Here is an 11993-nt window from a genome sequence, read left to right as displayed (position 1 = left end):
TCGCCATTGAGAAAATTGAGATAATACCGCCCTTGTTTTGCCAATCCCAATTTTGAGGTCAGCCATGCAATCCCCTTTATATTCAAAGCACGCTCAGCAGTATGATACAGCGGTAACCGATAACGTCTATAACGCTAAATTTGAGCGCCCAACATTGCAGTCGATGATCGGGGAGCTTGAAGGGAAAGATGTATTGGACTTGGGGTGTGGCTCTGGTGTGTATGTTGATTTTTTCATAGCAAAAGGCGCCAATAAAATCACCTGTGTTGATTACTCATCTGCTATGGTCGACATTGTTAAACAGAAATACGCCCAGCGCGTAGAAGCTTATGTTCAAGATGCCGCACAAGGCCTACCAAACGTTAACTCAAATAGTATTGACCTAATTGTTAGCCCCTTAATGCTGCATTACATTGAAGACTTAACGCCACTGTTTACTGATATAGCTCGTGTACTTAAACCAGAAGGGCAGTTTGTGTTCTCAACCCATCATCCTTTTGGAGATTTTGAGTGTAGCCAAACGGGTAATTACTTTGAACGCGAGTTACTGCACGATGAGTGGAATACGATTGGCGAGCCTGTAAAAGTTAGCTTTTATCGACGTTCTTTAACTGAGCTAACGCAGGGGTTAATGGAGCATGGTTTGGTGATCAGCCAAATTAGTGAAGGTCAGGTTGGCGAAGATGTGAAAGCGATAGATCCAGATGCATACGCTTTCTTGTCAACTAAGCCGAACTTCATTTTCATTAAAAGTCAGAAGTTATAATTGTCAAAACAAAGCCGCTAATCATTTGTTAGCGGCTTTGTTTAATCGCTGTAAAAACAGCTATATCTTACGCTAGTCGCAGTATTTTAATCTTTCGACTTCAAGATCTTATCAAAATTCTTAGCATTCCAGCCGATCATCACCTGATCACCAATCTTGAGTACTGGAATGGAGCGAGCACGCATCGCGCTTAGTTCTTTTTGTGCTTTTGGCGCGGCAGCATTCACCAAGCGGTAGGGAATGTGTTTGCTATCGAGGTAACGCTGCGCATCTTTGCAGTGCGCGCATTTATCTTTCACATAGAGTGTGATTTTCTTCATAGGACTATCTTTACTTGTTTTTGTTCTGGCTAAGCCTGCTGTTTAGCATCAGACTTTTAGTTACTCTTTTCGAGAACAGCTTATTGAGCGTACTTAAGTGAGTGTGGCTGATTAACTTTCACGGTTAAAAATAACATCATCTGTTGCTTGATGCCATTGGGCGAATGGCTTTAATGCTTGGCTGTATACCGGGTGTTGATATAAGAGTTCAAGCCAATGTCTTAGATGAGGGTAAGGCGCAGCACGAAACCAAGGTTTTTCTGTTTGTGAAAACTGGCGAATGAAAGGTAACAGCGCAAAGTCCATCAGGCTTAACTTATCGTCTAACAAATATGGCTGGTGGTTGAGTCTTTCTTCTAGGGTTTGAATAAAGACCTCACACTGAGTTCTAGCTTGCACTGTATCAGGATCGTGATAACGGGCTGACGCTCGGTAGTGCTCTAGTTGTGGAATGAATGTTGAATCGCAGTGCTCAATTAAATCTAAGATAGCTTTTAGCTGTTCGGGGGCACTTGCGCGAAGGTAATTATCTTCATCGTGACAATGTAACGCCCACAACATGATGTCGAGACTTTCATCAATGACTTGTTGATTACTAGGGAAGTAAAGCACCGGCACTGTGCCTTTAGCTGAAGCGGCAAGCATTTCTTGCGGTTTTTGCTTGAGGTTAATATTCCTCAGAATCACGGTTTTATCGGCAAGCAATAAACTAAAGCGAGCTCGCATTGCGTAGGGACAACGTGGGATGGAGTATAAAATAGGGTATGTGAGAGAAGTCATCTCGCTAAGCTGCCTCGCTTAATACATTACCGTTAAGCTTATACCAAGAGAGATGAGTAAGAAGATAGGCTCAGCATTTCTTGTGAGCCTATTGAGACATTCAATGTTGATGGTTATTAAACGAGTGGATACTCGCTCAGAAAGTCTTCAAGGTGGTTTTGCCCTGGTTGAGAGCGGCACTCCGCTTGCCAGCATAAATAAATGGCAGTCTCGTGTGCGGCAATCAAATCAAACACAGCTTGTTGCTGTGAGGATAGCTCTTCGCTTGACTGAGCCCATTCGCGGTATTGCTTTTCGTATGGGGCAACCCATTGCTCAAGAGTGGTGACTAAGTCATCCCAAGGTAGATCAATCCAGCGCTTAGCATCATGTTCGCCTTTTTCTATCATGGCAAGGTTTTGGCTCTGAAATTCGATGCCTTCAGCAAGGTAGTATTGCTCAATAAGACGAGCGGTTCTGACTTCAACATCAATCAAAGTTTGCCATAGCTTAGCATTTGATTTTTGTGTGTAATGGTTTGCAAAGTACTCAAAAAAAGCGATGCCATACAACTCACCTTGGTAAGCTGTATTAATATGTTGGTTCATAACATGAAGTCCCAATAATTACTGCAAGATCGACATATATTCAGCATGTTATGCCGATTAGCAGGGAATGCAATACGGTGATGAGTGAAAAGGAGTCTTTTATGTCATCTGTGCCACAAAATCAGTCGGAGTTGATAGAGGCAATTACCCAAGCCCATGCCAAATTACGTACTGACTTAGAAAACATTCCTGAGTCATATACACGTCTACAAGGTGTGGAAGGTAATGTAAAAGGCACGCAAATTAGTGTTTGCGATACGTTGGCGTATTTAGTGGGATGGGGGCAACTTGTATTGCATTGGCACAGTGAAAAACAGGCAGGCAGAGATGTTGCGATGCCAGCGCAAGGCTTTAAATGGAATCAGCTTGGTTTATTAGCGCAGCACTTTCACCATGAATACCGACACCATAGTTACAATGATTTGCTACGTGCATTTGATCACACTACAGAGCAAATTTTAGAGCTAATTTACTCTCTTGATGAGTATCAGCTTTACGGTTGTCCTTGGTACGAGAAATGGACGTTAGGGCGGATGATCCAATTTAATACCTCGTCACCGATGAAAAATATGCGAACGAAAGTACGACGGTTTAAGCGTGAGAACGCAATTAAATAGCATGAAGGAGTATGTTGTGATGAACAATGACTTACAGGCAAAAGCCGAAATTGAATCCTATTTGACTTCAATGAAAGGCGGTGAAAGCAGTTATCCATTCGGTCCTGAGGCGCTTGTATTTAAAGTGATGGGTAAAATGTATGGCTTAGTATCAGAGAAGGATGGTGAAGTCATTGTGACTTTGAAGTGTCAGCCAGAGGATGGCGAAGTATTAACATCACAATTTGAATCCGTCTCGCCAGGTTATTACATGAATAAAAAACATTGGATTACGATTAGCCTTAACGGCGATGTGAGTGATGCGATGTTAAAAGACTTAGCGAAGAGTTCTTATCAATTAATAGTGAGTAAGTTGAAAAAGTCTGAGAAGGCAGAACTTGCTGCTCACTAACGATAAATACTTACCAAATATCTAATATTGGCTGTTGTTAAATAAAGAGATATTAAAGTCCTGCCTTGTTGGTAATTGGTGGGACTTTTTTGCGGTAATGATATTCATGTGCCATTCTCAATAGTGACTAATGAGCGAGGTGGCAACAGGGATGGCTGCAAAGTTAGCTGTAGTAATACATGCAGAAGAAGAATTTGATTGGCATGGACAATTCTCCAGTGCTAACAATCAAGTTTCTCCTCAGTATGCCTTGATTGCCCTGATTGAAAAACTCATTGTGCTAGGTGCAAAAGTCACTTTGGCAATGGATTACGCTTTTGTTGCCAGCCCTAACGGACAAACCGTTATTCAACACTTTTCGAGCAGGCAAGGGGAGAGCATTGAGTTTGCTAGCCACCTGCACCCTTGGGTGAACCCGCCGTTCTCTCAGTCTCATCATAATGTATCTAAGTTCGAGTCATTTCCCGGTAACTTACCTGCAGATATTGAACGTGAGAAACTTCAAACCTTAACCGACTTAATTCATGATATTTCAGGTACAAAGCCGCTCAGTTATTTAGCTGGTCGCCATGGCTTTGGAGCAAATACTTTGGCGACGCTTAATGAATTAGGGTATCAAGTCGACCTTAGTATCTGCCCTTATTACGACTTTTCTGCCAGTGAAGGACCTGACTTCAGAGCATTTGATTGTCGACGTTTTGAAAAAGAAGGGGTGACATTTTTACCACATACGTCGGCAGTAACATCGTGGTCTCGTCATTATCAGAAACGTTTTAATCGTCATGCAAGTCTATACAGCGAATGGCAACAAAGCCCACTGAAAAAAGTAATGGGTCGAGGAATAGGGCTTAGGTTAGATCGTCTATCGCCAGAAGGACTTAGCCTGCGACAAATGCAGCGTGTTTATTTGGCTCAGAAACAAAATGGATTGAAAGAATTCGTATTGTCGTTTCATTCTTCGAGCCTGTTAGTTAACGCGACGCCCTACGTGAAAGCACAGCGTGATGTAGCGGCATTAGAAGCACGTTTAATTGCGTTTGTAACATGGGCTTTTAATGTTGAGCAATGCCGAGCTTTTTTACCTCAATCTTTTGCTTCTAAGCTTGCTTTACTATCAAAGTCTAAATCACAGTCTCGAGCAGCCACACCAGCCCGTACTACTTCAACGTCTACTTCATTTCCACCGAGTTCATCACGCTCTCAGCTTCAACATGCAAAAGTTTCAGCCAAAGGTGAATGTTAATGCCTTTTGTATGCTTAGAGTGAATCTTTTGTAAATCATTATCAAAATCACATCACTTTCAAAAGCTTATCTGGATCAAAAAAACGTCATTAAATTGTTACTTTTGTAAGCTTTGTTGCATAAGTGTATTTTGGATCATTATTTTGTAATTCTGCATATGGTACTTTTTTCGGCGCATAATGTTAAAGGAGTATAATATGCAAGATGCAAATGCTAGATTTCCCAGTATAGCGAAGGTTTTAATTTTGCGGCAGTTCCTTTGGGGAGCTGCTTTTTACGGGGCTTATGTTCTATTAACCAAATTTTTTCTAGACGAGTTAAATTACAGTGAAGCAGATACCATCATGATGATGGGTGCTTTTGGCGCAGTTGGTCCGGTATTCTCGGCAGTGGGTGGTTTTGTTGCTGACCGTTTTATTGGTTCATTCCGTGCGGTATATATTGGTTACACCACATACACCATTGGTTTTCTTATTCTAGGCTTTGGGGCATCAACACTTAATGTGCCATTAAGTATTTTTGCTATCGCATTGATTGGCTACGCTCGTGGTCTTTCAGCAACAAGCCCAACAGTTCTGCTTGGTAATTCCTATTCTGAAACCAACCGTGAAGCTTTCCAACAAGGCTTAACAGTTAACTATTCGATAAACAACCTGGGTTCGTTTGCATCTAAGTACTTGTTCCCATTCTTTATCGCATATTGGGCTTATCAAGGTAATTTCTTTATTTCATCAGGCTTGATGGCCATTACTCTAGTTCTGTTCGTGACATTCCGTAAGCAATTTACGGCAGTTGGTAACGATCTAGACCGTCGTCCAGTGAGCATGAAAACATGGGGCTTGTTTGTTATCGGCTCTGTGGCAATGCTTGGTCTGGTGTTCTGGATCTTCTCTAACCTTGATGAAGGTAAATACCTATTGTACGCACTAGGTGCAGGCGCCATTCTGTACTTTATCTTTGAAATTACGAGAGCTTCTGCTGTTCACAAGTACAAAATGTGCGCAGTGTTAGTGATGATTTTCATTATGATCACCTTCTATTTCTACTATGGTCAAATGTTAACATCAATGAACATCTACGCGATTAACCTAATGAGTGGTGAGTTACTTGGCTTTATTCCAATTAAGCCTGAGTCAAATGCAGCCTTTAACCCATTATGGTGTTTCGTGTTGGGTGGTCCGACAATTTTCGTTTATAACTGGCTAGAGAAAAAAGGTTTCTCTCCAAGTATTCCAACTAAATTTGCAGCGGCGTTTGTATTTAGTGGCATAGCATTTACTTTACTTGGTCTATCAACTCATTTTGTTGGTGAGAACGGTAAGATTGCAGCAGACTGGATCCTATGGGTTCACTTCTTCCAATCTTTAGCTGAGTTGATTGTGGGTGCATTAGGTGCGGGCTTTATCTTCGAGATGGTGCCACGTTACTTATCAGCATTCGCGATTGGTTTACGTTCTGTCGCTCTTTCATTGAGTGGTATTTTGGCGGCAGTCATTTCAACTAAGATTGCATTGCCAAAAGATCAGGTGTTGACGCCTGAAATCATTGAAAATGTATACGCAAGTTACTTCTTCAACTTAGCTGCATTTGCGATTGTGATGGCTGTGATCACTTTGATGCTCTCTAAAGTGATTGCGAAACTGATTAAGAAAAGTGAAGACGCAGAGAAAGGCGAAGGCACTGGTAAGCCAGTCTCTCAAATGTAATTATCTAATTAACTAGATACATAAAAACCACCGCTATTTTTCGATAGCGGTGGTTTTTTTTGTGATTTTACAGTGCTATAAAAAGTAAAGGGATAATAAATATTCAGAGGCAAGGATGACAAATTTTACCGAGTACAAAGTCGTTCACATTGTTGAAGGTGGATGCAGTACATTAATTTTTGGTTCAAGCGGTTTGCCATTGAAGCAGTTGGAAGAAACGTTGAATGAAGAAGCTGCTGAAGGGTGGCAGTTGGTTTTTCAGGTTATAGAACGTAAGCGCTTTTGGCTGTTTTGGAGCCGTGAAGCCATTATCGTCACTTTAGGGCGTCATCGTTAAGATGGTAACGCGATTAGTTATTCGAGCCATAGAGCGTTACCAGCGGGCTGGTGGCTCGCGTCATTTCTTTAATCTTGCTTGTAACTTCGAGCCGACTTGCTCGGAGTACACCCGCCAAGCGATTATTCATTATGGGCTAGGCAAGGGTGTTGCTATGGGGTGGAAGCGGATACGGCGTTGTAATAATCCGCACTGCACCAAAGCGATTTCAGATCCGCTCCCTTTACCTCATCAACAGTCAAAGTAATCTAGTCATAGATTGGTTTTCTCTATTAATACAATCAACACAATCAGCTTTAGCTATCAAAGTATGAGTTTTACACTAACAACATTAAGAAACATTGTAAGTTGTTAGAGTTATGACGAAAAAAGCGCTAATTGTGGAAGGCGGTGCCATGCGAGGCATCTTTGCGAGTGGGGTATTAGACGCCTTTATGGCGAAGGATTATCAGCCATATGATTTTGCCATTGGGGTATCGGCTGGTGCATCTAATCTTGTTGGTTATCTATCACATGCACCTAAACGCAGTTTTAACGTCATCACTACAATGGCGACCGATAAAACCTTCTTCAATCCCGCTCGCTTCTTGCGTGGCGGTAATTTGGTGGATGTGAAATGGTTATGGGAGGAGTCCAATCATCGTTATCCACTCGATTGTCAGAAGCTGTTTTCAAGTATCCCCATGTATGCGGTGGCGACTAATACAGAAACAGGACAACCGGATTACTTTCATGTATCACCAGAGAATGTCAGTAAGGTAATTGAAGCTACAACAGCCTTACCCATTGCATATAAACCGACACCTTGTTTTTCAGGTGGCTGTTTTACCGATGGTGGGGTTGCTGATTCGATTCCGGTAAAAGAAGCATATCGCCGTGGAGCTCGTGAAATTACAGTGATTTTATCTCATCCGTTGAGCTATAACATGAGCCCAACAAAGTATCCGTGGTTAATGAAACGCGTATTAGCGCGTTATCCGTCGATAGCTCAAGCCATGATCCAACGCGCTGAAAATTATAATGCTTCGTTAGATTTCATTCGTAATCCGCCAGCTGGTGCGATTGTTCGTGTAATCGCGCCGCCGGAAGACTTTTCGGTTAAGCGCTTAACCATGAATAACAATTTGCTTAACGAAGGTTATCAAATGGGGCTTGAGGCTGGAGAGTCACATTTAGCGAGCATAAATGGTGTACACGGTCTGCATAGTGAGAACTGTCATTTTTGCGTAGATGCGATGACCGCATGATATGCATCGCTGTCACAAATACGTAATTAGATGGAATCTTTGATCGCGTTTGTTGTCGATATACTTATGCGCAGATTGAATATATTGCGCAGCCAATTTGTATCAGAATTGGTGTCGGTAACAACGAGGTAATGAGTTTGAAATACAAGGTAGCAGCCCTGATAGTAACAGCGGCATTTACACTGACTGCGTGTAATGATGGTCAGTTGTCAGTATCGCCGGTACGAGACGTGCAGAATATTGAAGTACAAAATGACCATACAGTTCGCGTTGAATGTGAGACAGGGATTTGCCAGTTCGAGCTAACCACAGCCAATCATGACGAAATTAAAGTCAATATGTTCTACAACAGCAAACTACCGTTTGAGAAAATTGAAGGGGTCAGTGTTACTGGGCCTGAAGGTGCGACGGTACGTATTGAAGGTAATAATCAATTTACGTTAGAACTTGAAGGCAGCGACAAGCCGACCAAAGTTCAAGTGATTGACTATTACCGTAACTGATCGTGGTTATTCCATCATTTTGCGTTTGTGGCGGTTTGAAGCGTTTGCTTCAGGCTTCCCTGGCACAGGTCTTTTTTCCGCCAATAAGTGACGAATTGCGAGGATAGGGTGTTTGAGTAACATCCTAGGGCCGCTATAACGCATAATGGTTTGTGATTGTAGTTTGTAATCTGATTTATAACAGTGAATAGGGCATTGGCGACAGGTTGGTTTTGCTTCACCATATGGGCAGCGATCGAGTCGCATTTTGGCGTAGTGCAAAAAATCATCACAGCTAGCACAAAGTGTTGTTTCACTATGATGATCACGACAATAAATGTGTACCATTGCCTCAAGGGTTTTGAACTCAGTATTTAATGAACCGAGTAGAATAATGTTATCGCTTGGGTTCATGTTACAGCCAGCAATTGATGCTAAATATTAAACCTGCAAATAAAATACACCTAAAAGCCCGTTTGCGCAAAAGATGATCACAAAACGTGACATATATGTCATTTTTGGCGCAATATGTAAGTAACTGGAAAAAATAACGCGTTTTATTGCAAGAACTGGCCTTGATGGGTTGATTTCATTGGGTTCGCGCAGTAGTATCCGCTCCTCTTTTTTTGTGGTGGTATATATGAGCAGATTTGAGTGCCTTGAGAGAATTGTTGACGAATACCGTAAGAAAGTTCGTGACGCTGAGTTCAACAAACAGAATGATAGCGAAGTAGCGAAGGTTTTAGTGTTATTAGTCGGTAACTCTATGTTCAGCTTGGCCGATGAATTTGCGGATTGGGTTAACCGTGGCGGTGATCGTTCGTACGGTGGTAAGTTTTTCGTTTCTAAGCAACTAATGACGTTGTTAGAGCCTGTGACTTTCCGTGGTGTAACAGTACGCCGTGACTCGATTAAGCTATTCCGCGTATCATAAGCTGATTGCATAATCGAAATTCAATGACTTTCATGAAGAAAAAAAATTGAAGACCATATTTTTCAATCTAGTTTCATAGATGAAACGCGATTGGACAAGAAGGATGCCTCGGCATCCTTTTTTGCGTTTAGGGGAAAAAAGCAAGCCGCTGTTAGGGGTTAATCAAATAGCGAGAACTTGTTATCCTAAGCCAAATAAAGTCAGCTAGAGATAAAAATAATGGATGCAGAATTTTGGCATAGCCGCTGGGCAGAGAACCGTATTGGTTTTCACCTGAGCGACACAAATCCACTGTTGATCAAGCATTGGCCCGCGTTACAAGCCAGCCGTGAAGATACGGTACTGGTGCCAATGTGTGGTAAGTCGATCGACCTTGATTGGTTAGCGCAAAAACACGAAAACGTGGTTGGTATTGAGTTAAGTCAGATCGCGGTTCGTGCGTTCTTCTCAGAACACCTCTACACTCCATTGGTTGTAGAGCAGGGTAATGGCAATGCCATGTACCAGTTCGACGAAATCACAATCCATTGTGGTGACTTCTTTACCGTTAATGCTGAGCCTGCTGATGTGGTATACGATCGAGCTGCACTGATTGCGATGCCTGAATCACTACGAAAAGCTTATGTTGAGCGTCTTCTGTCGCTTACCAAGCCTGGTGGTCGTATTTTGCTGGTAACTTTGGATTACCCACAAGATCAAATGGACGGTCCTCCATTCTCAGTGCCAGAGGCTGAAGTGAAAGCTTTATTTGAGGGATGTCAAATCACACATTTAGAGCGTGATGATGCAGACGAAACACACCCACGTCGCCAACGTGGTTTGACTCGTTTTGCTGAAGAAGTGTGGTTGATTGAAACACCTGCTTTAGCGCTATAAGGCTTTTTGAGAAGATAAAGCTCAATATTAAGTGTGATATGAATGATTGCTAAGGAGCCATACGGCTCCTTTTTTACACTTATTATCTCTGATTACTTGTATTCGCCAGCGTAAGTTCTTTCTTGTTTTCGGAAGCTTATTTCGATTTATTCAACTTGGCTGTGGTAGCTCTAATGGGTATAGCGCTTGGCTTTATTGGCATGAGCTATCGCATGGTGAAATAAGTGAATATGAATTTGGACAAAAAAGCTGCAATTCAATAATTCTTATTGATGTAATTATCAGATCAAGATCTCTTTTTTTGATAATTGTTCTCATCTATAGCACTCCTTTAAATTATCGCTCCAAGGTATTATCTCGATATATTATTTTGTGAAATGCCTGTATGCGATTGTGATTCTGCTGTTGCATGCCTTTTTTGGTTTTATGTATGCTTTTCTGTACTTTTAATCCTTGTTGTTGACTGGTCTGTCCTCTCTAAAAGCATATTGATGCTTTTAAGTCATGCTGTTAGCTTTGGGATTGTTCCCATAAGGATGACTAAAAATGATTAAAAAACGTTTATTGCCTGTTATTTTGGGCCTTACAGCTGCAACCGCAACATCAGTCTCTGCGAATGAAGTCGTTGAGAGTATTTTGCTTGACGATGTTAATTTGAATGGTTACGTGAAAAAGAGCTTTGAAGTGAAGTTTGAAAGCGAGCCAGAATTGTTCCCGTACGCTTTCCGTGGCAGCCGAGTACAAATGAAGCTGCTCGTTGAGCTGTTCTATAACTCAAATAACGGTAAAAAAGCAGCACGTGTTGTTACTTTAGGTAATGGTTATGTACCGGGTAAACCAGGTACAGAGCTGACTTACGATGCGCCATTATTGGCTCGCTTCACACAAAACTACCCAGTAACTTTTGATTACAGCATTTACCAAGCGGGTGGTACACCAATTTTTGGTGACGATTACTCTCCACAAAACGAAGCTACGGATGTTTCTGTTTCTACTACGACTGTAGCGCCAACGATTGGTCTTACTGCGACAGCAACACCGGGTGCTGCGCCAAGTTTTGGTGGCTCTCTAGGAACTCAGCTTGGTGTTGCATACACGTCGCGTTACTCAAGTAAAGACTACGTGACCGCTGTGAAACCTTCAGTAGGCGCAGCACGTGGTACAGGTGTGAAATGGACCACATCGTTAAGCCAGTTATACACCAATGATTACCAGTACTACGGTAAGTGGGCAGGGGTTTACCATTACACTGATTGTTACAACGAAAACATCTTGCCAGAAGAAAACCTACCTCGCTTGATTTATGGCTTTAAACCTAAATTCCAGTACGTATTCACGCCTGAGTTTGAACGCGGAACTGAGCCTAAAACTGAAATGATTGTTCGTGCGGGTATGAAGGAGGTAGAAGAGGGCTTTAGTCGCGGTGCGTGTACTTGGTCTGATTACGGCACTAAAACGCATTACACAGAAGCTCAGGTGCGCTTCTCTATCGATTGGGATCAGCTAATGGTTAACACCTACTAGTTTGTCTCGCTATCAGTATTGCTGCTCATCGGTAGTGAAGAGCAGTAAACTCGAAGCTTAAGTCAAAAACCAAACCCACATGAGTGACGCGGTAACTTATGTGGGTTTTATTTTGCAGAGAGTTAAGCCTAGTGAAATGGCTTAACTCTCTGAATCTTCAGTGCAGTAGGGTGCTAAATTAAG

At 42.1% G+C, this 11993-nt stretch carries 16 protein-coding genes; 12 read left to right on the top strand and 4 right to left on the bottom strand.

Annotation, left to right across the window (positions count from 1 at the left end; translation table 11 throughout):
• Positions 1-64: 64 nt before the first annotated feature.
• Positions 65-766: a class I SAM-dependent methyltransferase gene (locus tag A3K86_RS03340; protein WP_068327661.1), complete on the top strand. Its 702-nt coding sequence runs from the start codon at positions 65-67 to the stop codon at positions 764-766.
• A gap of 86 nt (positions 767-852) precedes the next feature.
• Here the strand turns inward: A3K86_RS03340 and A3K86_RS03335 are convergent, their stop codons facing one another.
• The 3 genes from A3K86_RS03335 to A3K86_RS03325 all read right to left on the bottom strand — a co-directional run bounded on the left by A3K86_RS03335 (position 853) and on the right by A3K86_RS03325 (position 2453).
• Positions 853-1086, bottom strand: coding sequence for a glutaredoxin family protein (locus A3K86_RS03335; RefSeq protein WP_068327658.1), 234 nt, complete (start codon positions 1084-1086; stop codon positions 853-855).
• Positions 1087-1197: 111 nt separating this feature from the next.
• Positions 1198-1866, bottom strand: a complete 669-nt coding sequence (locus tag A3K86_RS03330) for a glutathione S-transferase (RefSeq protein ID WP_068327655.1) — start codon at positions 1864-1866, stop codon at positions 1198-1200.
• A 116-nt stretch (positions 1867-1982) separates the two neighbouring features.
• Positions 1983-2453 (bottom strand): hypothetical protein, encoded by a 471-nt coding sequence (locus A3K86_RS03325; protein WP_068327652.1) that lies wholly within the window; start codon positions 2451-2453, stop codon positions 1983-1985.
• A gap of 101 nt (positions 2454-2554) precedes the next feature.
• Between A3K86_RS03325 and A3K86_RS03320 the strand changes: the two genes are divergently transcribed.
• The 8 genes from A3K86_RS03320 to A3K86_RS03290 all read left to right on the top strand — a co-directional run bounded on the left by A3K86_RS03320 (position 2555) and on the right by A3K86_RS03290 (position 8497).
• Positions 2555-3070 carry a ClbS/DfsB family four-helix bundle protein gene (locus A3K86_RS03320; RefSeq protein ID WP_068327650.1) on the top strand — a complete coding sequence of 172 codons (516 nt, stop codon included), beginning with the start codon at positions 2555-2557 and terminating at the stop codon, positions 3068-3070.
• Between the two features lie 19 nt (positions 3071-3089).
• On the top strand, positions 3090-3461 hold the full coding sequence (locus tag A3K86_RS03315) for an MmcQ/YjbR family DNA-binding protein (protein WP_068327647.1): 372 nt from the start codon (positions 3090-3092) through the stop codon (positions 3459-3461).
• A gap of 151 nt (positions 3462-3612) precedes the next feature.
• The gene (locus A3K86_RS03310; protein WP_146145581.1) at positions 3613-4704 is read left to right on the top strand and encodes a polysaccharide deacetylase family protein; all 1092 of its coding nucleotides are present in this window, start codon (positions 3613-3615) and stop codon (positions 4702-4704) included.
• 197 nt (positions 4705-4901) lie between these two features.
• Positions 4902-6410 (top strand): peptide MFS transporter, encoded by a 1509-nt coding sequence (locus A3K86_RS03305; protein WP_068327643.1) that lies wholly within the window; start codon positions 4902-4904, stop codon positions 6408-6410.
• Between the two features lie 115 nt (positions 6411-6525).
• Complete coding sequence (locus tag A3K86_RS03300; RefSeq protein WP_068327640.1) at positions 6526-6747, top strand: DUF4177 domain-containing protein; 222 nt, start codon at positions 6526-6528, stop codon at positions 6745-6747.
• A 1-nt stretch (position 6748) separates the two neighbouring features.
• Positions 6749-6994, top strand: coding sequence for a membrane protein insertion efficiency factor YidD (gene yidD, locus A3K86_RS22435; protein ID WP_084406492.1), 246 nt, complete (start codon positions 6749-6751; stop codon positions 6992-6994).
• Positions 6995-7106: 112 nt separating this feature from the next.
• Complete coding sequence (locus A3K86_RS03295) at positions 7107-7994, top strand: patatin-like phospholipase family protein (protein WP_068327637.1); 888 nt, start codon at positions 7107-7109, stop codon at positions 7992-7994.
• A 137-nt stretch (positions 7995-8131) separates the two neighbouring features.
• Positions 8132-8497: a spore gernimation protein gene (locus tag A3K86_RS03290; RefSeq protein ID WP_146145582.1), complete on the top strand. Its 366-nt coding sequence runs from the start codon at positions 8132-8134 to the stop codon at positions 8495-8497.
• A gap of 6 nt (positions 8498-8503) precedes the next feature.
• Here A3K86_RS03290 and A3K86_RS03285 read toward each other — a convergent pair whose 3' ends face one another.
• On the bottom strand, positions 8504-8890 hold the full coding sequence (locus A3K86_RS03285; protein WP_068327626.1) for a nitrous oxide-stimulated promoter family protein: 387 nt from the start codon (positions 8888-8890) through the stop codon (positions 8504-8506).
• A 226-nt stretch (positions 8891-9116) separates the two neighbouring features.
• On the opposite strand from A3K86_RS03285, the gene A3K86_RS03280 reads away from it, so the two are divergent.
• The 3 genes from A3K86_RS03280 to A3K86_RS03270 all read left to right on the top strand — a co-directional run bounded on the left by A3K86_RS03280 (position 9117) and on the right by A3K86_RS03270 (position 11810).
• Positions 9117-9410 (top strand): hypothetical protein, encoded by a 294-nt coding sequence (locus A3K86_RS03280; RefSeq protein ID WP_048898335.1) that lies wholly within the window; start codon positions 9117-9119, stop codon positions 9408-9410.
• Between the two features lie 219 nt (positions 9411-9629).
• Positions 9630-10286: a thiopurine S-methyltransferase gene (locus A3K86_RS03275; protein ID WP_068327620.1), complete on the top strand. Its 657-nt coding sequence runs from the start codon at positions 9630-9632 to the stop codon at positions 10284-10286.
• A gap of 546 nt (positions 10287-10832) precedes the next feature.
• Complete coding sequence (locus A3K86_RS03270; RefSeq protein WP_068327619.1) at positions 10833-11810, top strand: hemolysin; 978 nt, start codon at positions 10833-10835, stop codon at positions 11808-11810.
• Positions 11811-11993 lie beyond the last annotated feature (183 nt).

Source organism: Photobacterium jeanii (assembly GCF_001650345.1).
GTDB lineage: Bacteria > Pseudomonadota > Gammaproteobacteria > Enterobacterales > Vibrionaceae > Photobacterium > Photobacterium jeanii.
This window is presented reverse-complemented; position numbering and strand designations above follow the sequence as displayed.

What these genes read in the sequence shown, in the direction of transcription:
- A3K86_RS03340 (WP_068327661.1), top strand. Translation starts at nt 65, where the DNA reads ATGCAATCCCCTTTATATTCAAAGCACGCTCAGCAGTATGATACAGCG.
- A3K86_RS03335 (WP_068327658.1), bottom strand. Translation starts at nt 1,086, where the DNA reads ATGAAGAAAATCACACTCTATGTGAAAGATAAATGCGCGCACTGCAAA.
- A3K86_RS03330 (WP_068327655.1), bottom strand. Translation starts at nt 1,866, where the DNA reads ATGACTTCTCTCACATACCCTATTTTATACTCCATCCCACGTTGTCCC.
- A3K86_RS03325 (WP_068327652.1), bottom strand. Translation starts at nt 2,453, where the DNA reads ATGAACCAACATATTAATACAGCTTACCAAGGTGAGTTGTATGGCATC.
- A3K86_RS03320 (WP_068327650.1), top strand. Translation starts at nt 2,555, where the DNA reads ATGTCATCTGTGCCACAAAATCAGTCGGAGTTGATAGAGGCAATTACC.
- A3K86_RS03315 (WP_068327647.1), top strand. Translation starts at nt 3,090, where the DNA reads ATGAACAATGACTTACAGGCAAAAGCCGAAATTGAATCCTATTTGACT.
- A3K86_RS03310 (WP_146145581.1), top strand. Translation starts at nt 3,613, where the DNA reads ATGGCTGCAAAGTTAGCTGTAGTAATACATGCAGAAGAAGAATTTGAT.
- A3K86_RS03305 (WP_068327643.1), top strand. Translation starts at nt 4,902, where the DNA reads ATGCAAGATGCAAATGCTAGATTTCCCAGTATAGCGAAGGTTTTAATT.
- A3K86_RS03300 (WP_068327640.1), top strand. Translation starts at nt 6,526, where the DNA reads ATGACAAATTTTACCGAGTACAAAGTCGTTCACATTGTTGAAGGTGGA.
- yidD (WP_084406492.1), top strand. Translation starts at nt 6,749, where the DNA reads ATGGTAACGCGATTAGTTATTCGAGCCATAGAGCGTTACCAGCGGGCT.
- A3K86_RS03295 (WP_068327637.1), top strand. Translation starts at nt 7,107, where the DNA reads ATGACGAAAAAAGCGCTAATTGTGGAAGGCGGTGCCATGCGAGGCATC.
- A3K86_RS03285 (WP_068327626.1), bottom strand. Translation starts at nt 8,890, where the DNA reads ATGAACCCAAGCGATAACATTATTCTACTCGGTTCATTAAATACTGAG.
- A3K86_RS03280 (WP_048898335.1), top strand. Translation starts at nt 9,117, where the DNA reads ATGAGCAGATTTGAGTGCCTTGAGAGAATTGTTGACGAATACCGTAAG.
- A3K86_RS03275 (WP_068327620.1), top strand. Translation starts at nt 9,630, where the DNA reads ATGGATGCAGAATTTTGGCATAGCCGCTGGGCAGAGAACCGTATTGGT.
- A3K86_RS03270 (WP_068327619.1), top strand. Translation starts at nt 10,833, where the DNA reads ATGATTAAAAAACGTTTATTGCCTGTTATTTTGGGCCTTACAGCTGCA.